We start from the raw sequence: 24797 nt of genomic DNA, 5'->3' as shown, positions 1-24797 counted from the left end.
GAGAAAAGAAATGGCAAATCAAACAGTTGGAATTCTCGGCTTGGGGATTTTTGGACAGAGTATCATTGAGGCCTTGATTTCTCAGGATGTAGAAATCATTGCAATTGATAATCACGAAGAGACAATCAATCAGTATGAAGACATGATTGCCGTCGGTGTGATCGGGGACATTACTGATATGGAACTTTTGGAGGCGGCAGACGTTGGTTCCTGTGATACGGTCGTCGTGGCGACTGGAGAAAGTCTGGAATCCAGTGTTCTAGCGGTCATGCACTGTAAGGCATTGGGCGTTAAAAATGTCATTGCCAAAGTCAAGGATGAAGTAACCCAGCAGGTACTGGAAAAGGTGGGAGCTGATTTGGTTATCCTGCCTGAAGTGGAGGCTGGTATTTCATTGGCTAAGACCATTCTCTTTAACCATTCGATTGAGGTTTTCCAGCTGGATGACGATGTAGTGGTGGCTGAGTTTGAGTTGCCTGCTAGCTGGGTCGGGAAAATGGTCCGTGAAGTAGATGCTCGTAGGCTGTATCATCTCAATATTATCGGCTACCGTCTGACAAAAGATCAGCCTTTGGAAAGCCAGTTTACTCCAGACTTTGTCTGGCCAGCAGGCGTCAGCATTATGGCTGTGACTGATAACCAGCATTTGGATAATTTACGTGAAATAGTGAAGTAGCAGCTGGGAGTCCAATCGGGACCAACTGTCGGTAGTTCTTAGGAACTCGGCACCTTACCATCATTTCATAAAAAATAGATACATAAGAGCTCTTTTAGGGCTCTTTTTTGAAACCAGTTGTAAAATTTGTTATACTATCACTAGAAAAGGAGTGATTTTATGAGCTTAACTAGCCAGATCATTACAGCAGATTTTCCAGATTTGGATAAGGTAGAAGCCTTGAATAATGAAGCTTTCCCAGAAGAGGAAAGGATACCGCTCAGTGAATTTTTACGATATGAGGAACAGGAAGATGCTAATTTTTTCGCCTTTTATCATGAAAAGGAGTTTGTTGGTTTTGCCTTTGCCATTTCCAACGCGCAAGCCTTTTATGTTAGTTTCTTTGCGATTATGCCTCACCTGCGCAGCCATGGCTATGGCGGTGAAATCATTGAAAAGCTGGTCAATTTCTATCAGCGAACCATGATTTTAGAAATCGAGCGTCTAGATGAGCCATGTGACAATCTTGAACAGCGTCAAGCTCGCTGGGATTTTTATCAGAGCAAGGGCTTCCGGTCAGCCAATGCCTTTCTGGAATATGAGGATCTTAGCTTTGAAATTCTGTATCGAGGGGATTCTTTTGACGAAGAAGCCTATCGGGACATTTTCCACCGACTTCAGGAAGAGAATTATTTTGACTTTGAAATCAAACATAGACGTTTCAGCGATTATTAAAAGGATGTTCTCTGGAGCTCAATGGCGATTTGGAGCAATAAAAGATTGCTTTGTTTTTACTAAATGGAGGTTAAAATGAGACTCTGGCATCAAGCATTGATTCCCAATCTTCCCCGTCCGCAGCTGCTTGGCCAGCATCGGGAATGCTGCGCCCTTCGTGGTAATGGCTGGGGCAAGAAACATGCGACCGTTGACTATGTTTTTACCTACTCTCCTTACTTGCTTTATCGCTACCATGAGCTGATTATGGAGGAGATGAGCAAGCGAGGTTATCGTGTGTCCCCAGAGTGGCTGGAGCGGGACTATCGTGGCAAGACTTGTCCGGCTTATGTGCATCTGGAAGAAGTGGCTCTGGCGAGTCCTATTTACGCCGAGCATGATGCGGCTTACTATGAGGAATGCCTGCAAAATCTCAAAGAAAAAGGCATTGACTTATAAGCTTTTCCGCTGTCTGAGCCAGCGGCCTGCCTTGAGAAAAAGCCAGCAAAATGATACAATAAAACGAATAGTAAAAAGATTAACTGGAGTAAAAATGAATTATTTTAATGTTGGTAAAATCGTCAATACCCAAGGTTTGCAAGGCGAGATGCGGGTTTTGTCAGTGACAGATTTTGCGGAAGAGCGTTTTAAAAAAGGCAATAAACTGGCCCTTTTCGATAAGAAAGACCAGTTTGTCATGAATGTGGAGATTGCCAGCCACCGCAAGGCCAAGAATTTTGATATTATCAAGTTTAAGGGTATGTATCATATCAATGACATCGAGAAATTTCGTGACTTTAGTCTGAAAGTAGCCGAAGAAGACTTGGCTGATTTGGAAGATGGGGAATTTTACTACCATGAGATTATCGGCCTTGAAGTCTATGAAAATGATCTTCTGCTAGGTACGATTAAGGAGATTCTCCAGCCAGGAGCCAATGATGTCTGGGTGGTCAAACGTAAGGGCAAGCGCGACTTGCTGCTACCTTACATTCCGCCAGTGGTGCTAGGCATTAACATCGAGAAAGGTCGGGTTGATGTAGAGATACCGGAAGGACTGGACGATGAAGATTGATATTTTGACTCTCTTTCCGGAGATGTTTGCGCCCTTGGAGCACTCGATTGTTGGCAAGGCGCGAGAAAAAGGCCTCTTGGAAATCAATTATCACAATTTCCGAGAAAATGCGGAAAAATCCCGGCATGTGGATGACGAGCCTTATGGTGGCGGTCAGGGCATGCTGCTGCGGGCTCAGCCAATTTTTGATGCCTATGATGCCATTGAAAAGAAGCAGCCGCGCGTGATTTTGCTGGATCCTGCTGGGCGAACCTTTGATCAAGCATATGCTGAGGAGCTGGCTCAGGAAGAGGAATTGATCTTCATCTGCGGTCACTATGAGGGGTATGATGAGCGGATCAAGACCTTGGTGACGGACGAGATTTCGCTGGGTGATTATGTCCTGACCGGAGGAGAATTGGCGGCTATGACCATGATTGATGCGACAGTTCGCCTGATTCCAGAGGTTATTGGCAAGGAAGTCAGTCACACGGATGACAGCTTTTCGTCTGGACTCTTGGAGTATCCTCAGTACACTCGTCCTTATGACTATCGGGGCATGGTTGTTCCAGAAGTACTCATGAGTGGACACCACGAAAATATCCGCAAGTGGCGTCTTTATGAAAGTCTGAAAAAAACCTATGAGCGTCGTCCGGATTTGCTGGAAAACTATGAATGTACAGCTGAAGAAGCCAAAATGTTGGAAGAAATTCGAGCCAATAGTAGGGATAGTGAACACTAGTCCTTTCTATAAAATAGCAAAAATTAGATATCGATTTCTCAAAGCCACATTTGTGGCTTTTTTATTTGGATGAATAGTTGGAAAATTTTTGAAAAAATTCAAACTTCCTTCTTGACAGAAAAAATAAAAAGGAGTATTATCTTAACTAGTTAATAAACCAGTTAACAAAAGAAGCTATTTTTTAAAGCAATTCTTAGCAAAGAATGTTTTGAAAATAGTTATTTCTTTGAATGATTGCTAAACTGGTTAAGGAGTTGAAATGAAAATCAAAAAAGTTTTGATAGCTTTAAGTCTAGTCTTGCTGGGGCTTGGCCTTGCCGCTTGTAGTAAAAAGGAAGCAAGCGGTGCTGGCAGCAAACGCGGGCTTAATATTGTCACGAGTTTTTACCCGATTTATTCGATGGTCAAAGAAGTCTCAGGAGATTTGAATGATGTACGGATGATTCAGTCGGGTGCAGGAATTCATGAATTTGAGCCGTCAGCCAGTGATGTAGCGGCTATTTATGAAGCAGATGTCTTTGTGTACCATTCTCGGACTTTGGAGTCTTGGGCCGGTAGTCTGGATCCTAGCATACAAAAGTCCAAAGTAGAGGTCGTAGAAGCCAGCAACGGGATGCAGTTGGACAAGGTGGCCGGCCTAGAAGAAGTGTCTGCTGAGGAAGGGATTGATGAAAAGACCCTCTATGATCCACATACTTGGCTAGATCCTGAAAAAGTGGCAGAAGAAGCGCAGCTCATTGCTCAAGAGTTGTCCAAGCTAGATAGTAAAAATGCGGATACCTATCAGAAAAATGCTCAAAAATTTGCAGAGAAGGCAAAGGCCCTGAGCCAAAAATATCAAGGAGTCTTTAACGGTCTAGATGAAAAAACTTTCGTGACCCAGCATACAGCTTTCTCTTATCTAGCCAAGCGTTTCGGTCTCAAGCAACTAGGGATTTCAGGGATTTCGCCAGACCAAGAGCCTAGTCCAAGGCAGTTGACCGAGATACAAGACTTTATCAAGACCTATAAAGTCAAGACGATTTTTGTCGAGAGCAATGCTTCTTCTAAGTTGGCTGAAACCTTAAAGAAGGCGACAGGAGTCAACCTAAAGGTGCTAAATCCTCTCGAAGTAGATCCTGAAAATGATAAGACCTATCTTGAAAATTTAGAAGATAATTTAGAAATTTTAGCCAAAGAATTAAAACATTGAGGTGGTATATGAAAAAGAAATATATTATTAGTTCAGTTGCGGTACTAGCTACACTAGGTGTGTGCGGTTATGCGATCATGCAGTATCAAGCAGATAAGCCACAAGAACAAGCAACAAATCGAGTGGCTTATGTAGAAAAGAAATCTACAAATAAGCAGGACAATAAATCTCAAAAAGCCGAGAAATTGACACCTGAGCAAATTCAGGCCAAAGAAGGCATTACTGCTGAGCAAATCGTTGTCAAGATTACGGACCAAGGCTATGTGACTTCACATGGTGATCACTATCATTACTATAATGGCAAGGTTCCCTTTAATGCAATTCTGAGTGAAGAGTTGATTATGCGGGATCCAAATTATCAATTGCAAGAATCAGATATTGTCAACCAAGTGAAAGATGGCTATATTATCAAGGTTGCAGGAAAATATTATCTCTATCTGACCAATGCCAAAGAAACTAGCAATGTTCGTTCAGTTGATGAAATCGCACGGCAAAGACAAATTCATCCTAGCAAGGAAGAAGGCGAAGGCGGTTCAGAAGCTAAATCGACCCAAACTGTTAGCAGAAAAACGCAAGACTTCAGTCGTCCAAGTGCCGCTTATGCTGCAGGAAAGAGGACCTATCAAGCAGAAGGCACTGCATCGAGTCGGAGCAATGGCGCCTATACAACAGATGACGGCTATGTTTTCAGTCCATCTGATGTGATTTCGGATACAGGAGATGGCTTCCTTGTGCCACATGGCGGTCATATACATTATATTCCTAAAAGTGATCTGTCGCCAGGTGAATTAGCGGCTGCCCAAGCCTACTGGGATTCCTTGCAGCGAGGCAAGCAAGCAGCTAGTCCAGCTGAAAATCCTAATACAGGAGGAGAGGCTTCTGCTCCTACAGGTAAGGCATCAGAAAATCAACATGCAGGAACTGTGACTAAGCCAGCGCATCAAGCTGACAAGGGACAGACTGCTAAGCCAGCTCAAGCGTCCAAACCTGCCCAATCAGATGCTGGGCACGGAGTTAAACCATCTGAAAAAGCAGAAGATGCACCATCAAGTTACCAAACCTTACTTGAGAAACTCTATCGTACTCCAAAAGAAAAACGCTATGTTGAAAAAGATGGTCTTGTCTTTGATCCAAGTAAAATTGTTAGACGGACCGCAGAAGGAGTGGCCATTCCACACGGAAATCACTACCACTTTATCCCTTACAACAAACTGTCTGCCCTAGAAGAAGAAATAGCTCGGAACATTCCTGTTGCTGGTCAGAAGACTTATCCTAAGGCTACTGTAAGTACACCAAGCCAGCCTAGTCAACCAGCAAATCCAAGTCAGCCAGCCAAACCAGCTGATAAAGATGAGCACGATCATGGTTTCCATGCTGAACATGTCATCTCAAAAGATGAGGAAGGTTACGTTGTCCAACACGGCGGGCATGCACATTATTTCTTCAAAAAAGATTTGACCAAAGATCAGATTGCAGCAGCAGAAGCGAACCTGGCTAAGCACAAAGATTCAAGTCAATCCAGTCAAGTCAGCACAGAATATGACCGTTTTTCTCGTGACGCAAGTGACGAAGAGAAAATCGCTTATATTTCCAAGACTTATGGCGTACCGCGTGAAGCAATTAAGATTTCAAAAGGCTTCTTTGTCTTTAATAATCCGGATCAAGACTACGATCCGACCCATATCCACCCCTATGCTGTTCGAAAAGAGCATGTTCGGATTCCTCTAGAAACTGGAAATCCAGAGCTGGACTTCCTAAACGAGCTTTATACAACAGCCCTGCGTTCAGGTCTGTCTCCATACAGTATTCAGGTTGAAAATGGTCAGTTTGTCATTCCGCATGGAGATCACAACCACTACATCCGTGTCCAATCCAAAGGATTGAATCTAGGCTTGAAGAATAAAATTCCAGCCTTGCAATCAGCTTATCAAGCAGGAGCTTATGATCAAAAGGCCGTTCTTGAAAAGGTGGATGCCCTCTTAGAAGCTAGCCGAACCATTTATGCTAAAGACTTGCTTATGCAACGTCGAATCGAGCTAGCCCTCGGTAATTTTGTAGAAACCATGAAGCAATTGCCAAGCAACTCAACAGAGGGATATTTGGCCAGCTTAGATCAATTTGATAAGCACTACATTCATGTTGATGAAAAAGCGAAAACGGAAGAGCTGACCGAAGTTGATAAAAAATATCAAGAATTGGTTGACAAGATCAAACGTTTGGAAACGGATAGCTACAATGTGAATAAAACCAGCTTGCTCAGTGAATTGCAGACGGCTAAGGTAGAAAAAAATGAAGCTAAGATGGCTGAGATTGAGCAGCTATTGGCAAGTCTGCAAGATTATCAAGACCGGACAGGAGTGACCTCCGTCGAGTATCTCAAAGCTTTCTATCTTGCGGTTGATGATGCTCGTTTGCAGCCAGAACTTCGGAAGAAAGTTGCTGATTTGACACTCAAGCTTTATAAATCTCAGGCCTTTATTGAAGCGGTAGACCTGAAAGCTCTTTTCTTGGAACTCTATCAAACCAAGCTCGAAGTTGATAAGGCTCTGGCAAGTGGCGAGGCAGCTTCAGCCAAGGATAAAACGGTTCTGGATACCGAAAAGCTGGACGATCACAGTTATAAGACGGCTATCTATGGTTTCTTAAAAGAATTGTACGGAGAATTTGCACCGCAGCCTACAGAGGAAATCTCAGAAGAAACTCTCCAAGCTCTCTTCCAAAAAGGTCAAGAACTTTTGGAAAAAGTAACGGATTCGACTCTGCAAGAAAATTATCAAAAGCAACTCGCAGCACTTCGAACTGATTTGCAAGAAGCACGCAAAGATAGAGAAACAATCTTAGCAGAAACGAAAACGCTCTTGGCTCAAATCGTTGAAACCTTAAAAGAACAGCAAGCATCTGCAGCGCTCAAGGATAAAGAGACCTATCTTAAAATTTACAATTTGCTGATGTCCGCCCACAAGATGCTTGAGGAACAACAGGGGACAGATGAGCAATTTGCCAAGGTAGATGCTCTATTGGATAAATTATCTGATCCTAATGAGGACAAAGCAGCTCTGCTAACCGAAACAGAAGCGTTCTTTAATCAGCTTCAAGCCAACAAGCAAGCTCCTACTGAGGCTAAAACTGAGACGGAGGCTAGTCCGGCTGAGGAGACTAAGGAAGAAAAAACTAGTGAGTCTCCTGAAGAATCAGTGGAAGAGTCAAGCTCATCAGCCACTCCTGAAGTAGAAAAATCAAATTCAGCAGCTCCTTCAGAAAAAGAGGCTGAAAGTCAAGTGACACCAGCAGAAAATAAGCAGTAAAGATTTTTTCGAAATAAATGGAATAAGGAGCGGAAGAAGCTAGAAAACGCTTTAAATCCGCTCTATTTCCACTTTATTAGGATGAAGCGTTCGATTTTTGTCATAGAATTGTAATAAAATTTCTATTTAAATGATATGGTTTTGACTGGTTTAACCAGTCATTTTATGTTAGTATTATAGCGTAGGACTAAAATATGAAATGATACATGTGCTATTAGAAGGAGATGTCTATGGACAAGAAAATTGGTAAATCCGTTGTAGCAACTGGCATTGCAGCGACAACGATTATTTCTGGTGCGCTTAGCCATCAGGTAAAAGCGGATGAACTCGTTGAGTCAACGGCTACGAAACCAAAGGCAACAGCAGTTACCGAGAAACCAATTACGACAGCGGATGTAGCAGAAGCAAAGGAAAAAGCAGATGCTGCCAAGAAAAATGTAAATCAGCAACAAGAGCAAACTAAGAAAGCTGAAGCAGACCTTGAAGGAGCCAAAACTGCAGTTTCAGAGGCTCAAGAGAAAGTAGCTACAGCTACTGAAAATGAAAAAGCAGCAACTGAAGAAAACATTTCTCAAGCAGAGACCAGTGTTAAAAAAGCTGAAGAAGAAGTAACAGCAAAATCAGAAACTGTCAAAGAAGCAGAAACTGCAGTTCAGGAAGCAAGTCAAGCAGTTAAAGACCAAGAAAATACAATTGCTGGTCAACAATCATTGGTGGATGTGGCAGAATCTGAACTAAACAAAGCCAAAGAACCAGTTCATGCAGAAACTGCAGCTGTGGAAACTGCTAAAAATCAGGAAAATCAAGCTCAGACAGCTGTGGAGCATGCTAAAAATGAACTAGCAAAAGCAGAACAAGCAGCAAATGCTGCGCCACAAAATCAAGCAGAAATCCAAAACAAAATCAATCAAACTCAGGCTAAGTTAGAGCAGACTAAGCAATTGATTGCTGCAACAAATACAGAGTTGGTGCATGAACAGAAAAATGCAAGTACAGCACCGGTTGATTTACGGAATACGACCTATTCGCAATTCTTAGAGAATCTTCGAGATAATTCGAACAACGAAGCTGTAAGAAATGCTGCAGCTGATGCTTTAGCTCTTTACAAACGTGGTCAGAATGAATTCAACATCACGGTTGGTTCAGATCCATCTAGCCCAGCCAGCTTGGAAAATAACTTGCAGGCTTTGGAATTGGTTAAGGCTATCAATGCTTACCGTCGTAATGCGGGTCTCCCAGAGCTTTTGGTGGATCCATATGCTAATGTTGCCAGCCAAATTCAGACCTTGTACTTTGAGAAGGCTAACTGGCACATGGGCAAGCTGATCGGCAATGAAAACGTGGCCATCAGCTTCAATCCTCAAGGTGCGGTTAATTTCTGGCATAGTGAAAAAGCCTTGTATCAAAAGATTGCTGCTCAATACGGCCTGCCAACTGATGAAAGACAACTGGATGCCAATGCCATTTATATGAAGGTAGGGCCTAACGTCTTTGCGCAAATCGGTCACTATGTCCAAATGATGGATAACAAGGCCAATGCTATTTCTGCTGCTTATGACACTCATCCAAATCAGTTTGGAACTCCATACGGAACTTCAGAAGTTGGATTCCATAATGTTCGGAATTTCAATCAAAGAGTTAATAATGGCACATTGCTAACTGTTGAGGCGATGGAGAAACTTCTTCGCAGCGGCGGCAGTCGTGGGGCTGCTTCAAGTGCCAATGTGACAGCCTTGAAGAATCGCTTGGCAGAGTTACAAGCGCAAAAGGTTAGTCAAGAGTCTAGCCTGAATCTTTTAAACAATCAGTTGACAGATTCATACAAGGCACAGAAAGATCGTGCGGCTGCTGTTGTAAAAGCTAAACAGAATCTTGAAGCTGCTGAGAAAGCCTTAGCTCTGACTCAACAAAACTTGTCAGATAAAAAAGCTGCTTTGAAGTCAGCAACAGCAAGAATCGCGTCTGCCCTTTCTCCATATCAGGCTAAATTGCAAAAAGCTCAGGCAACCTTAGTAGAGGCTAAGAATCAGCTCGCAGCTTTGAAGACGGCTGAGGAGAACAAGAATAAGGCCTTAGAAGCAGCCAAAGCTGAATTGGTCGCTGCTCAAAATCGTGTAGCAGCGGCTCAGAAGAAAGTTGTAGATCTGAAAACAGCTCCACAACAATTGGAAAAAGCTAAGCAAGACTTGGTTACAGCAGAGGCTGACCTGAAGGCTAAACAAGCTGTTGCTGAGACTGAGAATGCAAAATTAATGGATTTGCAAACAGTCTACAATGAGTTGCTAGCAAATTACAATTATTTGCTAGACCTTCTTCCAAAAGAAGAGCGTCAAGCCCTAGTATCTGCCACTACAACTACCTATCAAGCAAATGGTGGACTTAATTTTGCTGCAGCAGGTGCAGGTAATCAAACGGTTCTGACTTCGAATGCAAATTCAGCTTCTCAAGATGAGAAGGATGCATCGGTTGAAACATTGGCTAACGTAGCTACTCAAGCTCAGCCAAAAACTGATAATAATACTAATGCTCCAGCGACTCCTAAAGCTTCGCCTAACCAGTCAGTTGTCCTTCCTAATACAGGAACGGAAGCGGAGCAATTAGCCTTCCTTGGAATGACTCTGGGTGCAGCTCTTCTCGCAGGTGCAGTGAAACATCGCCGCAGAAAAACTTTATAGTATATAATAGTGAAGTGAGTGTTACATCTCACTTCATTTTTTATTGGCTAATTAGTTTGATTGAATCAAATTTAGGAAGAAAAGTTTTTGATACTCAAATAATTCTTAAATTTGGTTAGAAAACATTCCTTTTATCTGCTTTTCAAGGGATATCATGTTATAATAGCAGAGGATTTTATACAAAAAGAGGAACTTATGACTAAAAAAGCTATTCTAATGATGACCTTTGGATCGCCAGAGGGCTATACTTTTGAGGATATTGCAGAATTTTTCACGAATATCCGTCGTGGCGTGCGGCCTACTGATCAGGAGATTCAGCACCTTCATGATAATTATCAGCGTATTGGTGGCAGTCCCCTGCAACGCATCACGCGGGCAGAAGTTGAGCTGGTGAAAGAAGCTTTAAAGGGAGAGTATGCTGTCTATTTTGCTAATAAATTTTCCCGCCCCTTTATTCCAGATGTTATTAAGCAGATGGAGGATGACGGGATTGAGGAATGTATCTGCTTGATTTTAGAACCGCATTATTCTTTTTATTCTGTTATGGGGTATGAAAAATTTATTACGAGCCAGACAATTAAATTCCATATTATCAAAGAATGGTATCAGGCTGAGGACTTGCTTGGCTTTTGGGAGGAAGAAATCAGGAAAATCTTGCAAACAAAAGTCAAAGATGAAAGTTTTAAGGTCATTTTCTCAGCTCACAGTGTGCCAGTTTTAGCACTTGATTTTGAAGATCCATATATTGATCAGATTATTGAAAACTCACAGTTGATTGCACATCGGCTGGGCCTTGCTCCATCTGACTATACCAATACTTGGCAGAGCGAAAGCGATATTGGCTTGCCGTGGATCAAGCCAGATGTTTTAGAATATCTCCGAGATCAAACGAACCATCCGCAACATTATATCTTTGTCCCAATTAGTTTCATCAGCGAACATATCGAGGTACTGTTTGATAATGATGTGGAGTGTCAGGAATTGTGCCAAGAACTCGGTGTGGTTTATCATCGTCCACCAATGCCTAACACAGACTCCCGTTTGATTGATGCATTATTAGCAACTATTCGTCAGCATGAAACAGAAGAGCTTCGATACATGCATCCAGAAGAAACAACCTTTGACGAATTGGCCCCTTCAGAAGAAAGTAATCAAATCTTAAGCGAAACAGAAGAACTTCAGATGCCTGAATTTGTCAAAAAGTTAATAGAGAAAAAGGGCAGAGAAAATGTCAAAATGCCTTATTTCATAAAGAAAATGTTAGAAAAAAGGGCGCAAGAATCAAAGTAAGTCTAGCCTAGAAATAAACATTTGTAACAGTGCATGTTCTAGGAAATGAAAAATTTCTATTGAAAAGATAGGGTTTTGGGAAAATATGTCTACAAACAAGCTAATTCAATCCAAGCTGGAACTGTTGCCGACCAGTCCCGGCTGTTACATTCACAAGGACAAAAACGGTACCATTATCTATGTCGGCAAGGCTAAAAATCTGCGTAATCGGGTCCGTTCTTATTTCCGTGGCAGCCACGATACCAAGACGGAGGCTCTGGTTTCCGAGATTGAGGATTTTGAGTTTATCGTTACGGAGTCTAATATCGAGGCCTTGCTCCTAGAAATAAATCTAATCAAGGAAAATAAGCCCAAGTACAATATCATGCTCAAGGACGATAAGTCCTATCCTTTTATTAAGATTACCAACGAGATTTATCCTCGTCTGATTATCACGCGCCAAGTCAAAAAGGATGGCGGTCTTTATTTTGGGCCTTATCCGGATGTCGGTGCAGCCAATGAAATCAAGCGCCTGCTCGATCGCATTTTTACGTTCAAAAAATGTACTAATCCACCTGCGAAAGCCTGCTTTTATTATCACTTAGGGCAATGTGAAGCCCATACGATTTGCAAGCGGGATAGCCAGTATTTCAAGAATATGGCTCAGGAAGTGTCGGATTTTCTCAAGGGACAGGACGATAAGATTATCGATGAGCTCCGTGAGAAGATGAATAAAACAGCTGCAGCCATGGAGTTTGAGCGAGCGGCCGAATACCGTGACCTGATTCAGGCGATTGGAACACTTCGGACCAAGCAGAGGGTCATGGCTAAAGATTTGCAGAATCGTGATGTCTTTGGCTATTATGTGGACAAGGGCTGGATGTGTGTGCAGGTCTTCTTTGTGCGCCAAGGTAAGCTGATTGAGCGTGATGTCAATCTTTTCCCCTATTACAATGATCCCGACGAAGATTTCCTGACCTATATTGGCCAGTTTTACCAAGAAAAGTCCCACCTCAAGCCCAATGAAATCTTGATTCCAGCAGACATTGATGAAGAAGCTGTCCGGGCCGTGGTGGATACCAAAGTAGTCAAGCCTCAGCGAGGCGAGAAGAAACAGCTGGTTAATCTAGCTATTAAGAATGCTCGGGTCAGCCTCCAGCAGAAATTTGATCTTTTGGAGAAATCTGTTGAGAAAACGCAGGGCGCTATCGAAAATCTAGGGAAGCTCCTTAACATTCCGACGCCCGTTCGGATTGAGTCTTTCGATAACTCTAACATCATGGGGACCAGTCCTGTATCGGCTATGGTGGTCTTTGTCAATGGTAAGCCTAGCAAGAAGGATTACCGCAAATACAAGATCAAGACCGTGGTAGGGCCGGACGACTACGCCAGTATGCGAGAGGTTATCAAGCGCCGCTATAGTCGGGTGATACGTGACGGGCTGACGCCACCAGATCTGATTGTCATTGACGGTGGACAAGGTCAAGTCAATATTGCTAAAGAAGTTATCCAGAACCAGTTGGGGCTTGATATTCCTATCGCTGGACTTCAAAAAAATGACAAGCACCAGACCCATGAATTGCTCTTTGGAGATCCTCTTCGAGTTGTAGAACTGTCCCGTAATTCTCAGGAATTTTTCCTCCTCCAGCGCATTCAAGATGAAGTACACCGCTTTGCCATTACCTTCCACCGCCAGCTCCGGTCTAAGAATTCCTTCTCATCGCAACTCGATGGCATCGAAGGCTTGGGACCAAAACGCAAGCAAAATCTCATGAAGCATTTCAAATCTCTGACCAAGATTAAAGAAGCCAGTGTCGATGAAATCGTCGAAGTGGGCGTACCGCGAGCGGTGGCAGAAGCTGTGCAGGCAAAACTCAATCAAATAGAGCCATCCCGACCCTTGTTAGAAGTTGCGGAACCGATTGTAGGCATAGATTGAAAGAAAAATTTATCTGATTTTAGAGAGATTCAGATACAGCTTTCAAATACTGAATGATATTGCTCAACCAGATTGATGGAGGATATTGTTGGTGCCAGTAGTGAAAAGAGGTAGATATGTTAAGAATTTTCCCATTTAAAACCGATGGTGTCATAACTGAAATAGAACAATTGGAGAAAAATTATTCTATTTCCTTGCCTGAAAAATATAAAGAATTTTTATTAAAGTATAATGGCGGAGATACGATTGATACAAGATTTAAAATTGAGAAAATTCGTTCAGATATCCACTCGTTTTATGGTTTCTCATTGGCTAACCATTTTAGTAATTTTAACTATCTAGTCGAAAAAGGCTTTTTAGAAGATTTTATTGAAAATCATTATCTACCCATAGCTAAAGATAGTTTTGGTAATAATATTTTACTTGGTGTCGGTGCTAGTAATTATAATAAAATAGGATTTTATGATCATGAAAAGCAAACGTATATTTCATTTACTATCGATTTTGCTGAATTTCTAAAAAAAACAAAAAGTCCTGTTGTTCATATTCCATCCATTGAGGAACGAATGAAAGAAATGGAAGAAATTGGAAGTTCTGTTGTAGTTGATGATGAGTTAAAAGCTTTATGGCAAGAAGAAATCGATGAATTTGTAGGCCGAGAGCAAGTGATTGTTAGGTTGTAATGCTATTTTATACTGGCTTTTTTGGTCTTTGACTTTCTGACTTGCCTCTGCTCTTGCGAAAGATGGGCAAGATGGTTTCCAAAATCAAGTACCTTAAGTAAAATAGCTCTTCAAATGGAATATATGCAACAAAGATTACAAGCCAGAAATTAAAAAGAAGAGGAAAATAAGATGAGCTTAATGATCCGTGCACTAGGTCATACCAGTGATGAGGATATAAAAGATTTGGAAGAGAAATACAACCTAACTCTTCCAGAAGATTATAAAAACTTTTTGAAAGAAAACAATGGTGGACACTGTCCTTCCTATGAGTTTGAAAATTCTATTGAGATACAGAACATCAATGAAGAAATTAATATTGATGTTTTATATGGGATTAAGACTGGCGTAAAAAACTTTGATATAGAAGATTGGACTGATGAATACTTGGATGATCTTTTTTCTAATTCAATCATTATAGGTGATTCCTTGCAACATGGTTTTCTAGTTTTCTGGTTGAGTGGTGATGAGGATGAAGGTATTTATTACTATGATGATACATATAATCTAGAAGCTTCAAGTGATGAAAATAATGCCTATTTTCTAGCTCGCACTTTTACCGAATTTCTAGAATTAGTCCAAAATTAATGGTAAAATGGGAGGGATTAGAATGTGAGAATGTGTAGTCCCTCTTTTATTTAGTACTTATTTTTAAAAAATAGTGGATTGATTGAATTGAAACTTTACAGGATAGTAAAAAATTTGGAGTTAGAAATGTTAAGAATATTTCCTTACGATACAGAAGGTGTAGATCAGGCTATAGCGGATTTTGAAGGTAAGTTTACAATTAAGCTCCCAGAAAAATATAAAGAATTTCTGATTAAATACAATGGCGGGAATAGCTTGCAAACTAGTTTTAGTATAAATCGTAAAACTTCAGACATACGAGCATTTTATGGTTTTAATAAAGCGAGTCAATACAATAATTTCCAATATTTGATTGAGAGTGGTTTTTTAGAAGAGTTTTTAGAAAGAGGCTTCATTCCCATAGCCAAGGATAGTTTTGGGAATTCTATTCTTCTTGGTGTTATAGAAAAAAATTTCAATCAGCTAGCTTTTTTTGATCATGAAGGCCAGCTTGTGCGGCCTTTAGAAATCAATTTTGAAGACTGGGTGGCTAAACTTAAAAGCAAAAAGAAAAAGATTCGCACGATTGAAGAAAGAATCGCCGATATGAGAGCCGTAGGCAGCAAAAAAGAAATTACTCCTAGATTAAAGGAAATCTGGCAAGAAGAAATTGATAAGTATGCTGGTCGTGAGCAAGTGATTGTTAAGTTGTAGTCTTATTTTGTTTCATGTGATAACCTGACGTTATCACATTTTTATTTTTTGGAGAGTTTCTGTTATACTAGATTTGTTCATCATTGACTTTCTAAGTTACTTTCCTGAAGGAACAGGCTCTGTAATCTATCTCAGTCAAAGATGGATAATTTATCGGAACGTATTTCTAACATGAAAGAAGAATAAAATGACAATTGAGAAAGAGTTAAATAAAATAGCAGAAAGCATTTCATTGATTCAAACGAGTCAAGCTGAGGTGCCGTTTTCAGAAGATGTTCTAGAAGATTTCACAGACTATTTAAGGGACTACATTCCAAATCATGTAGGTTGGATACAAAAGGGAAATGAAAAGCTGGTTCAGTCTCTTACAAAAGACAATCAGTTGGACAGAGAAGCAATTTCACAGATGATAATAGGTCTACGCAATCTATCTTTGGATTTTGAGGAATTATGTGACATATTGCTTAAACTTTCCGATGAAATAGATAGAAATAGCTGAAATTCAAGTATACTGGCTATTCAAGAACAAAAAAGGAGAAAAAATGTTAAGAATTTTTCCATTTGATAAAACAGGTGTTTCAGAGGCAGTGGCTCAATTTGAAGAAAATCATGACATTTTGTTGCCGGAAGAATATAGAACCTTTTTAATAAACTATAATGGTGGAAATACCTTACAGACAAGCTTTAAAATAAAGAAAGAGAGTTCTGATATTCGAGCCTTTTATGGCTTTGAAAATGCTGATTACGAATACAATTTCCAGTATTTCCTTGACCATGATTTTCTATCCGAGCATATTCAAGCTGGCTACCTACCGATTGCAGAGGATAGTTTTGGTAATTATATTCTGTTGGGAATTTCTAAACAAAATTATAATCTCATAGCATTTTTTGATCATGAAAAACAGAAGATTATTCCCTTCAATCTTTCGTTTAAAGAATTTCTGGCCACTATAAAAAGTAAGGTATGTAAGATTAAATCTATTGACGAAAGAATTCAAAAAATGAAAGAGGTAAATAGTCCAGTCATTGTTGATGATGAATTGATAGCAATCTGGCAAGAAGAAATCGATAGGTATGCTGGTCGTGACCAAGTGATTGTTAAGCTATAGTCTTATTTCGTTTAATGTGATAACCTGATGTTATCACATTTTCATTTTTCCTAGAGTTTTTGTTATACTAGTTTTATTGAACATTGATTTTTAACAACCTGCCTATTTTGCGAGAGGAAGATATTGTTTTGAAGTCAAATACTTTCCTGAATAGAATGAACTAAAGGACACTTATGAAACAATTATTGCAAGAATTAACAAGCGTTTATTCAAAGTTAAATTCCCATTATAATGAGCATTTAATAAATCCAGAAAAGATATCGGATGTTTGTGATGACATTCGTGAAGATTTCCAAGAAGACTTCGATAATCTTGCCAGAGGGATTGCTAGAATGGAAAATTTAGACTTAGAATCAATACATGATACTGCTAATCAAGCCTATCTAAATGGGATGTATGATATCTATTCTTCATTGCTAAATATTGAAAATTATGTAGCCGATTTAAGGGAGATTCACATTCAAATTTCAAAGAAGATTAGAGAAATCAATGGCGAAATTGTTGATGAAGATGTGATTGGCAGAAAGCAAGAAAATAGGTTTACTCGGTGAATGGATAGATTTTAAAAAGGAGCAGCCATGCATAAATTTATTGCTAAAATAAAGTCAGATAATAGCGATACGAGATTTTTGAAAATAATTAGAGATTTCAGTCATGAACCAATCGGAGCAATCAAGGAAAAAATGACTCATCATATGCCTGTGCTTGAAACAGAATATCTGAATTTAGAGCGCCTAAAGAGCTTTAAAAAGACAGTAGAAGAGATAACCGAATTGGGCGGGGAGCTTCAATTATTTCTTGATGATGAAAAGGTAACCATGCAATTTTTGAGTCATGTCATTGAGTCACAAGAAGATACCAAAAATCAAATTGAGGAAGACGATTTCTATATGCTCGATGATGCGAAGTAATGGTTCCGACTTTCCAATATAGAAATAATGCGGAATTGTTCCCTCTCAGTCAAGATTGTGGTCTTTGAAGATAGAAGTAGATGATAAATATATAAGGAAAGTAGAAAGTGAAAGAAGTACTAGAAAATTTGCATCAGGTATGCTCAACACTTAATGATAAATTTAATGGAAAACTGCTGGATCAGGAGAAGTTAGATGATTTTCTGGAGGACATTCGTGATGACTGGGATTCAAGTTTCGAACAGTTAAAAGGTGGTCTTCAGATCTTGGAAAGTCAGGTTGAATCAATTGAATCTTCAAGAAACAGGGTCTATACAAAAGGGATTCTTGAAATTTTTTGGGGACTGAGACGACTAGAGGTTTTATTGGATGATGCGGATGACTTGCTGGTAGCCTTGAATAAGAAATTGATGTTTGAAAGCGGAGAAATATACGAGGAAGAATTCCTGGATGATGGAATCCTAAATGTTAAATATCTGGATGAAGATAATGACTCAGATTGAATCACTTTTCTCGCATAACTACAGATGGGGTGACCGAGTGAATAAAGGAGTGCTTAATGGAAGATATTTATAGAGGAGCGAATGGTGTCAATAATCTACGCAAAGATCAAAATGTCAGATAATATCTTACAGGCATGTAAAATAATTAGGAAACATAACACTTTGCCAATTGGTGAAATCAAGACAAGAATAGAGAGAAATGAGACTTTGTTAGAAAGTGATTATCTGGATCTAGACCAGTTAATAGTGATGCAAGAAATTCTCGCTAGTCTCATAGATTTAGGTGCAGAAATTAACTTGTACAAAGGACAAGCTGAAGTGGATATGGGATTTCTAAATAATACCATTGAAACCTATAAAAATATTGCGATTGACAGAGAAAAACTAGATGGACTAATGCTCGATAGTGAGGGATAAAAGCTATAAGTTCTAGCATCAGTAGCATTTTTAGAATGAACCTAGAATTTTTAATAGCACAATTTCAGGATTTCAGTATAAATAGAGGTGAGAATATGGAGACTGAAAATACAGTATCAATTTGGGTTGGAAATTTTGCAAGTAGGGAAGAGCTAGATACCTATATCGACTTAAGGTATGATGATGACGGAGAAATCGTCAGTTCCAAGTTTTATGATGCTTTTCAAATTGATATCGATGATATTGACGAATACCTAATCGAAAAAGAATATCTTGATTCAAGATTTTTAAATGTATATGAACATCTAATCGGAGCCTCATATGCAGATGTTGTCATAGATAATTTAAAGAAGATTGAAGATGACTTAGCCATACCTGAAAGCAATTCCATTATTTTGCTTTACAATTATAAATATTGTGGACAAGTCAAAGAACAGCCCAATATCAAATTTATTGCGACAGTCAATTATAGATAGGTAGAGGAAAATGAATGAGCTAGTAACGAGGTATATCAACTTTTGTGAGAACTTAAATCAGAACTTCAATGGAAATCTTTTAAGTGATGAGAAATTAGATGATTTAAAAAGCTGTGAAAAAGCTATAAATGAATGCTTGAATCAATTAAATAGCGGGCTTGGCTTGTTAGAAAAAAAGAAAAATGAAATTTCATCATCTCAAGATCCCTCTTATACATCTGGATTTGTAGATATCTTTTTAGCTCTAGACGGTCTGGAGGATGCATTTTCTGAAATAAAACACCTTTCAATAGCAATGAATAAACACTTTATGTATGAAAGTGGAGAAATATCCGAGGAAGAATTCCTGGATAATGGTATTTTAAATGTAGAAATAGTGGATACAGGAGATGAAAAATGAAGCTAGATGCTAGAATTAAACAGGCTTTACTAGAAATCAACTTTGTAGAGAGATATGAAGCATTGTCCCATACATTTGGTAGGAGTAGAACTCCTAAAGAAGAAGCTTTGGATTATTATGACGGTGATTTTTTGATGGGAATAATCAATTCCTTAGGTTATGAAGTGAAATTTAGCAAAAAAGAGTATTTTTTCTCGCTAAAAAAGGAAAAAAATGGTCAATATGAATTCGGCTTTAAATTTTCTTTGGAATATGGAATGGTAGAACTCATCTGGGATTTAAAAGATTCAAACCAAAATGTCTTGCTAGGGACTAATTTGTTTACCATTATAAGATTGCTAACTTCAGCTGACAATAAGATAATGGATCCCATTGTTTCTGACTACGTTGATTTTCGATACGTCATGAAAGTCGCTTTTGAAATGTACGAGGATTTCAAACAGGCCTTTTTGAAGGCCAATGCAGGAGATGAAGAATGAAGCTAGATGCTAGAGTTGAAAAAGCCTTAATAGAAATCAATTTCGTAGAACGATATGAAAATATTTCTAAAAAATACAATAGGGAGAGAACTTCAAAAGGCCAAGAATTGGATTACTTTGACGGTGATTTTCTGATGGAAATTGTGGAATTATTAGGCTACAAAGCTCAATATGATAAACGAGAGCGTTTTTTCCATATTGATTTGGAGGAAATCGGAAATTTTCGTTTTGGCTTTCATTTTGCTCTTGAGTATGGTCGATTAGAATTGATTTGGGTTGTTTATGAAGGAGATAAAGTTGTCCTTGGTTCTCCTTGGACTAGGTATCCTAGGTTGATGATTGCGCGTGATTATATTATCAAACAGCCCATTATTTCCGACTATGTAGATTTTCGTGACGTCATGAAAATCGCCTTTGAAATGTATGAGGATTTCAAGCAAGCCTTTTTGAAAGCAGCTGCAGGGGATGAAGAATGAAGCTAGACACTAGAATTAAACAGGCCTTAATAGAAATTAACTTTGTAGAGAGATATGAAAAATTATCAGCGTATTATAGTCAGAAAAGAACCCCAAAGGGTCAAGAGCTTGATCATTTTGACGGTGATTTTCTGATGGAAATTGTTGAATTATTAGGCTACAAAGTTCAGTATGATAAGCGAGAACGCTTTTTCCATATTAAACTGGAGGAAATCGGACCTTTTCGCTTTGGCTTTCATTTTGCCTTTGAACGCGGTCGATTGGAATTGATCTGGGTCATCTATGAGGGAAATAAAGCCATTATGGGCAGCCCCTTTGCATCTTACGCTAAATGGTTAATCTCAAGAGATTATATTATACTGAAGCCTGTAATTTCCAGTTATGATGAATTTGAAAAGGTCATGAAAATCGCTTTCGAAATGTATGAGGACTTCAAACAAGCATTTTTGAAGGCTGCTGCAGGAGATGAAGAATGAAGCTAGATACTAGAGTTGAACAAGCTTTACTAGAAATCAACTTTGTAGAGAGATATGAAAAATTATCGACATATTATAGCCAGAAAAGAACTCCGAAAGGTCAAGAATTAGATTATTTTGATGGTGATTTTCTGATGGAGATCGTGGAATTATTAGGTTACAAAGCTCAATATGATAAACGAGAACGTTTTTTCCATATTGACTTGGAGGAAATCGGAAATTTTCGCTTCGGCTTCCATTTTGCTTTTGAACGCGGTCGATTGGAATTGATTTGGGTCATCTATGAGGGAAATAAAGCCATCATGGGTAGCCCCTTTGCATCTTATGCCAAATGGCTAATCTCAAGAGACTATATCATTTTGGATCCCGTAATTTCTGATTACGTTGATTATAGAGACGTCATGAAAATCGCCTTTGAAATGTATGAGGATTTTAAGCAAGCATTTTTGAAGGCTGATGAAGGAGATGAAGAATGAAATTAGATACTAGCTTGATGCAAATCAATTTTCTAGAGCTATGATAGCTTTTGCAGCGTCCTAGGTTCAGAAAGGAATCAAAATGGAATTTACTCTTAACCCCCCTCTTTTGCAATTTATGCAAAAATTAACGGAACTGCTAGAAACATATATAGGCAACTCGGATTATAAGGAATATGTGCGTGAAACGTTAGACATTGCGGGCCGATTTATTGATAGGCTTAGTGAGTCCGCCCCAGACTTGCTGTATGGTAGACTGGAAAATTTAGACGAGGAAGACATCTTAACCTATTCGGAGCTGGATAAAAGTACCGATTCAGCTGTGTGGATATGTATTGATTCTTTCCTTGCGTTAGTAGTTTATCAGTCATACAAAGCCGTTGGACAGCGGTACTTGCCCCAAACTATAGAGTGTGTGGATGAAGATACGCTCGAAGATTATTTTATTCATTATAAGCAACTGGTTAAAAGGTATAGTGACATTGCAAGGAGAACGAAATGGCTTGAGGAGGAAGCCTATGTCTCAGCCCCCTCTGTTATCCCTTACTTAGAATTTTTATTTGAGGAGTAACTGCGAGAATATGAATAGCAATCAACTTTATCTCATGCTGGTCTACTCAGAAGTCATCCTAAGTCATATGGAAACAGAATATAAGCCACAAATTCGAGTTGCCTTGGACGCTTGCTGGAGTTATTTGGAAAATAAAAACCAAACGGGCAAGGAGCTTTATAGTCTGCTAGATGATGGAACGGATTTTAAGGGAATTTTCATCTACATGCAATTAGACGAGAATGAGGATAATATTCCATCGTGGGACAATCTTAGCTATGTAATCGGTGCAACTGCTAGGGAAGCCTACCTACTGGACAATCAGCAGCAACTGCCTTCTCCTTTGGAAAATATTGATTCAAGCTTAGTAGACTTATTTATTGAAAATTTAAAAGAAATCAATATGAATTTTTATAATTATCTTGAAGAAATTAAGGGCTTTGTGAAGAATAATTGTCCTCCTTCAAAAAATACTGCCTTGCAAACATTGGAAAGCTTAGGATTATATCAGGAGGGAGTTGAGGTTTTAAATGGATAATCGACAAATTCAGCCAATAGCTGATATTTTGTACGCTGAAAGCAATGCTAAAGCTGTGGCGTGCCTTAAGCAGCTTCAAACTGAAGATGAGCTGTTTGTCTTGCTGGACAATTTTAACTGGAATAATGGATTTGAAGTGCCAAAAGCAGTGCTTAACCATTCCAAGTGTAGTCTTTCAGTCGCTTTATTAGCTTTTTATCGTGCAGATGGCATCAGGTATTTACTTGAGGGAGAGGCAGCTTTTGAAAATCCGCTATCAGAGGAGTGGGAAGGTTTTGTAAAAGATGTCTATACTAAAATTCTTGGAGAACAATTTCCAAGTGGGACCATCTCTTTTCAGCCCGAAATAACGAAGGTTCAAAAATTTAAACTAAAAAAATTAAAACCAGAAATTGATGAAGTATTTCTTGAAGGTATTTCGGGCAAAGATTTGAATGTAGTCATCTAATGAAATAAATGACAGAACCATCCAAAGGACTAGGGATGGTTTTTACGTTTTTTGAGATATTTTGTTATACTAGATTCAAACTTAGCAATCGTTGATGAAGGAGTAAGGATGAAACATAGAATTGCGATTCTATCTGATATACATGGGAATATCACGGCCTTGAAGGCTGTTCTGTCAGATGCTAAAAGACAGGAAGCGACAGAGTATTGGCTTTTGGGGGACATTTTTCTCCCTGGTCCTGGAGAAAATGATTTGCTAGCCTTGTTAAAAGGCCTTCCTATCACAGTGACTGTCCGCGGAAACTGGGATGATTGTGTCCTAGAGGCCTTAGATGGTCAATATGGATTAGAAGACCCAGAGGAAGTCCAGCTCTTGCGTATGACGCAGTATTTGATGGAGCGAATGGATCCTGATCAGATCACTTGGCTGCGGAGTCTGCCTATGGTTGCGAAGAAAGAAATTGATGGCCTGCGTTTTTCGCTCTCGCATAATTTGCCTGCCAAAAACTATGGGAGTGACCTACTGGTTGACAATGATACGGACAAATTTGACCAGCTACTGGATGAGGAGACAGATGTGGCAGTTTACGGTCATGTCCACAAGCAGTTGCTTCGCTATGGTAGCCAAGGGCAACAAATTATCAATCCCGGTTCGATTGGCATGCCCTATTTTGATTGGCTGGCATTGAAAAATCACCGTGCCCAGTATGCCTTGTTAGAAGTTGAAGAAGGGGAACTGGTAAATATCCAATTCCGAAAAGTCGCCTATGATTACGAGGCAGAGTTAGAATTAGCCCAAGATAAAGAGCTTCCTTTCATCGAAATGTATGAAGAATTACGACGTGAAGATAATTACCAAGGGCACAACCGAGAACTATTGGCTGACTTGAATGATAAGTATGGTTACGTAGAGGATGTTAGGCAATTTTTTCAGATAAGTGAACCAAAAGAAAATAAAAGTTGAAGAGAGATAGCATTGAGTTTTGAAGGAAGGGCTTAGATGTTTGAGAAGATTAAATTAGATCCTTTGAACCAGTTTTATCCAGTGAATCTAGATAAGATTAGGGATAGTGAATCAAAGCTGGGCATTCAAATCCCTGAGATCCTACAAGAATTTTATGCAGAAGTCGGATATGGCTTTCTAAAAAGCAAGGTGGATAATATAAACCGTTTCATGGATCCAGAGTCAGTATTAGACTTTAGATTGAGGCAACATGATTTTGACTTTTATCCAGATATTGAAATCTACAAGCAATTTGAGGATGATAAATTAGTTTTCTTTGAAGGCAATGAAGTAGCGCTTCTATCTATCGGATTTGCTGCTGAAAATGAGGGGAAAATCTATTATTATGATAAGGAAATTGCTCCTAATCTAGTAGAGCTTCTAGACAGGCTTATGGAAGATGACACCTTCTATTATGACTTGATATAGCTGGATTTTTTTGGCTAACAGAAATAAATACCGATTTTTATAATCGTGTTAAAGAAGTCGAACGCTTTATCAATAGTAACCAACTAGCTTCAAAAGCTAAAAGAATTAGATAGGATGATGACGATGACACAATTTGAAGATAAATTTATGGAAGTTCAGGCTAGTATGATTTCACTAGCAATGGAATATGTCCAAGATCAGGCAGATAAAATATACATTTATGCAATAGCAGATAGTTTATATAGTTTTAATTTGTTTTATGAAATAAAAGGGAACGTTGTACATAAACACTTGGTAAATAATTTCTTACCAGATGATTCTCAAGTTGATATCAGTCTACAATCAATCTTACTGAGAGAAGGTATCAAGGATGTAGAAAACATGATTAGAATTTGCCAAGAATACGGTCGTGAACATCCAACTGAAATGTGGTTAATTTATGATGCTCAGAAAAATAGTCTTGACAGTCGTTATAGCTATGAAGGCCGTTATGACAAGGATGAAGAGTTGCTTCCAAATCTAGAGTTTGAAAAATGGTTTGAGGAAGTACAAGGCCAATAAC

Annotated in this window: 31 protein-coding genes; all 31 read left to right on the top strand. The window is 39.2% G+C overall.

Features of this window, described 5'->3' with window-relative positions; translation table 11 throughout:
* Positions 1 to 10 precede the first annotated feature (10 nt).
* The 31 genes from FZ954_RS03880 to FZ954_RS03730 all read left to right on the top strand — a co-directional run bounded on the left by FZ954_RS03880 (position 11) and on the right by FZ954_RS03730 (position 24796).
* Entirely contained in the window at positions 11 to 676 is a 666-nt protein-coding gene (locus FZ954_RS03880) for a TrkA family potassium uptake protein (RefSeq protein ID WP_148877258.1), read from the top strand.
* Between the two features lie 159 nt (positions 677 to 835).
* Complete coding sequence (locus FZ954_RS03875; RefSeq protein WP_148877256.1) at positions 836 to 1390, top strand: GNAT family N-acetyltransferase; 555 nt, start codon at positions 836 to 838, stop codon at positions 1388 to 1390.
* A 75-nt stretch (positions 1391 to 1465) separates the two neighbouring features.
* Entirely contained in the window at positions 1466 to 1828 is a 363-nt protein-coding gene (locus FZ954_RS03870) for a TIGR02328 family protein (RefSeq protein ID WP_148877254.1), read from the top strand.
* 94 nt (positions 1829 to 1922) lie between these two features.
* A complete protein-coding gene (rimM, locus tag FZ954_RS03865) occupies positions 1923 to 2441 on the top strand; it encodes a ribosome maturation factor RimM (RefSeq protein ID WP_148877251.1) in 519 nt (172 codons plus the stop codon).
* Positions 2431 to 3162: a tRNA (guanosine(37)-N1)-methyltransferase TrmD gene (gene trmD / locus FZ954_RS03860; RefSeq protein WP_045497615.1), complete on the top strand. Its 732-nt coding sequence runs from the start codon at positions 2431 to 2433 to the stop codon at positions 3160 to 3162. The genes rimM and trmD overlap by 11 nt, the downstream gene beginning before the upstream one ends.
* Positions 3163 to 3421: 259 nt before the next feature.
* Positions 3422 to 4354 (top strand): metal ABC transporter solute-binding protein, Zn/Mn family, encoded by a 933-nt coding sequence (locus FZ954_RS03855; protein WP_148877249.1) that lies wholly within the window; start codon positions 3422 to 3424, stop codon positions 4352 to 4354.
* An 8-nt stretch (positions 4355 to 4362) separates the two neighbouring features.
* The gene (locus tag FZ954_RS03850) at positions 4363 to 7659 is read left to right on the top strand and encodes a pneumococcal-type histidine triad protein (RefSeq protein ID WP_148877247.1); all 3297 of its coding nucleotides are present in this window, start codon (positions 4363 to 4365) and stop codon (positions 7657 to 7659) included.
* 230 nt (positions 7660 to 7889) lie between these two features.
* A complete protein-coding gene (locus tag FZ954_RS03845) occupies positions 7890 to 10334 on the top strand; it encodes a CAP domain-containing protein (protein ID WP_148877245.1) in 2445 nt (814 codons plus the stop codon).
* Positions 10335 to 10529: 195 nt separating this feature from the next.
* Positions 10530 to 11624, top strand: coding sequence for a ferrochelatase (hemH, locus tag FZ954_RS03840; RefSeq protein WP_148877241.1), 1095 nt, complete (start codon positions 10530 to 10532; stop codon positions 11622 to 11624).
* Positions 11625 to 11709: 85 nt separating this feature from the next.
* Positions 11710 to 13542, top strand: a complete 1833-nt coding sequence (gene uvrC / locus FZ954_RS03835) for an excinuclease ABC subunit UvrC (protein ID WP_148877239.1) — start codon at positions 11710 to 11712, stop codon at positions 13540 to 13542.
* 116 nt (positions 13543 to 13658) lie between these two features.
* Positions 13659 to 14225 (top strand): SMI1/KNR4 family protein, encoded by a 567-nt coding sequence (locus tag FZ954_RS03830; protein WP_148877237.1) that lies wholly within the window; start codon positions 13659 to 13661, stop codon positions 14223 to 14225.
* A gap of 171 nt (positions 14226 to 14396) precedes the next feature.
* Positions 14397 to 14852: an SMI1/KNR4 family protein gene (locus tag FZ954_RS03825; protein ID WP_125372751.1), complete on the top strand. Its 456-nt coding sequence runs from the start codon at positions 14397 to 14399 to the stop codon at positions 14850 to 14852.
* 126 nt (positions 14853 to 14978) lie between these two features.
* A complete protein-coding gene (locus FZ954_RS03820; RefSeq protein WP_048792009.1) occupies positions 14979 to 15545 on the top strand; it encodes an SMI1/KNR4 family protein in 567 nt (188 codons plus the stop codon).
* A gap of 187 nt (positions 15546 to 15732) precedes the next feature.
* On the top strand, positions 15733 to 16044 hold the full coding sequence (locus tag FZ954_RS03815; protein WP_148877235.1) for a hypothetical protein: 312 nt from the start codon (positions 15733 to 15735) through the stop codon (positions 16042 to 16044).
* A gap of 43 nt (positions 16045 to 16087) precedes the next feature.
* A complete protein-coding gene (locus FZ954_RS03810) occupies positions 16088 to 16654 on the top strand; it encodes an SMI1/KNR4 family protein (protein WP_148877232.1) in 567 nt (188 codons plus the stop codon).
* A 173-nt stretch (positions 16655 to 16827) separates the two neighbouring features.
* A complete protein-coding gene (locus FZ954_RS03805; RefSeq protein WP_048792012.1) occupies positions 16828 to 17205 on the top strand; it encodes a hypothetical protein in 378 nt (125 codons plus the stop codon).
* Between the two features lie 27 nt (positions 17206 to 17232).
* Positions 17233 to 17565 carry a hypothetical protein gene (locus FZ954_RS03800; RefSeq protein ID WP_148877229.1) on the top strand — a complete coding sequence of 111 codons (333 nt, stop codon included), beginning with the start codon at positions 17233 to 17235 and terminating at the stop codon, positions 17563 to 17565.
* A 107-nt stretch (positions 17566 to 17672) separates the two neighbouring features.
* A complete protein-coding gene (locus FZ954_RS03795) occupies positions 17673 to 18068 on the top strand; it encodes a hypothetical protein (RefSeq protein WP_148877227.1) in 396 nt (131 codons plus the stop codon).
* Positions 18069 to 18230: 162 nt separating this feature from the next.
* The gene (locus tag FZ954_RS03790) at positions 18231 to 18485 is read left to right on the top strand and encodes a hypothetical protein (protein WP_262366219.1); all 255 of its coding nucleotides are present in this window, start codon (positions 18231 to 18233) and stop codon (positions 18483 to 18485) included.
* Positions 18486 to 18580: 95 nt separating this feature from the next.
* Positions 18581 to 18961 carry an immunity 22 family protein gene (locus FZ954_RS03785; protein WP_148877222.1) on the top strand — a complete coding sequence of 127 codons (381 nt, stop codon included), beginning with the start codon at positions 18581 to 18583 and terminating at the stop codon, positions 18959 to 18961.
* Positions 18962 to 18971: 10 nt separating this feature from the next.
* Positions 18972 to 19361, top strand: coding sequence for a hypothetical protein (locus tag FZ954_RS03780; protein WP_148877219.1), 390 nt, complete (start codon positions 18972 to 18974; stop codon positions 19359 to 19361).
* Positions 19358 to 19840: a hypothetical protein gene (locus tag FZ954_RS03775; protein ID WP_148877217.1), complete on the top strand. Its 483-nt coding sequence runs from the start codon at positions 19358 to 19360 to the stop codon at positions 19838 to 19840. The genes FZ954_RS03780 and FZ954_RS03775 overlap by 4 nt, the downstream gene beginning before the upstream one ends.
* On the top strand, positions 19837 to 20316 hold the full coding sequence (locus FZ954_RS03770) for a hypothetical protein (RefSeq protein ID WP_148877215.1): 480 nt from the start codon (positions 19837 to 19839) through the stop codon (positions 20314 to 20316). The genes FZ954_RS03775 and FZ954_RS03770 overlap by 4 nt, the downstream gene beginning before the upstream one ends.
* A complete protein-coding gene (locus tag FZ954_RS03765; RefSeq protein ID WP_148877213.1) occupies positions 20313 to 20792 on the top strand; it encodes a hypothetical protein in 480 nt (159 codons plus the stop codon). Before FZ954_RS03770 ends, FZ954_RS03765 begins: the two co-directional genes overlap by 4 nt.
* Positions 20789 to 21268, top strand: a complete 480-nt coding sequence (locus FZ954_RS03760) for a hypothetical protein (protein ID WP_148877211.1) — start codon at positions 20789 to 20791, stop codon at positions 21266 to 21268. Before FZ954_RS03765 ends, FZ954_RS03760 begins: the two co-directional genes overlap by 4 nt.
* An 82-nt stretch (positions 21269 to 21350) precedes the next feature.
* A complete protein-coding gene (locus tag FZ954_RS03755; protein ID WP_148877209.1) occupies positions 21351 to 21839 on the top strand; it encodes an Imm6 family immunity protein in 489 nt (162 codons plus the stop codon).
* Positions 21840 to 21849: 10 nt separating this feature from the next.
* Positions 21850 to 22356: an Imm6 family immunity protein gene (locus tag FZ954_RS03750; RefSeq protein ID WP_148877207.1), complete on the top strand. Its 507-nt coding sequence runs from the start codon at positions 21850 to 21852 to the stop codon at positions 22354 to 22356.
* Complete coding sequence (locus FZ954_RS03745) at positions 22349 to 22804, top strand: DUF4274 domain-containing protein (protein ID WP_148877205.1); 456 nt, start codon at positions 22349 to 22351, stop codon at positions 22802 to 22804. Before FZ954_RS03750 ends, FZ954_RS03745 begins: the two co-directional genes overlap by 8 nt.
* A gap of 108 nt (positions 22805 to 22912) precedes the next feature.
* The gene (locus tag FZ954_RS03740; RefSeq protein ID WP_148877203.1) at positions 22913 to 23767 is read left to right on the top strand and encodes a metallophosphoesterase; all 855 of its coding nucleotides are present in this window, start codon (positions 22913 to 22915) and stop codon (positions 23765 to 23767) included.
* Positions 23768 to 23803: 36 nt separating this feature from the next.
* Positions 23804 to 24235, top strand: a complete 432-nt coding sequence (locus tag FZ954_RS03735; protein WP_148877201.1) for an SMI1/KNR4 family protein — start codon at positions 23804 to 23806, stop codon at positions 24233 to 24235.
* A gap of 123 nt (positions 24236 to 24358) precedes the next feature.
* A complete protein-coding gene (locus FZ954_RS03730) occupies positions 24359 to 24796 on the top strand; it encodes a hypothetical protein (RefSeq protein ID WP_148877198.1) in 438 nt (145 codons plus the stop codon).
* Position 24797 lies beyond the last annotated feature (1 nt).

Origin of the sequence: Streptococcus sp. Marseille-P7375 (genome assembly GCF_902460365.1) — a bacterium.
Lineage (GTDB): Bacteria > Bacillota > Bacilli > Lactobacillales > Streptococcaceae > Streptococcus > Streptococcus cristatus_I.
Note: the sequence above shows the minus strand (reverse complement) of the source record. Positions and strands in the feature narration are given on the sequence as shown.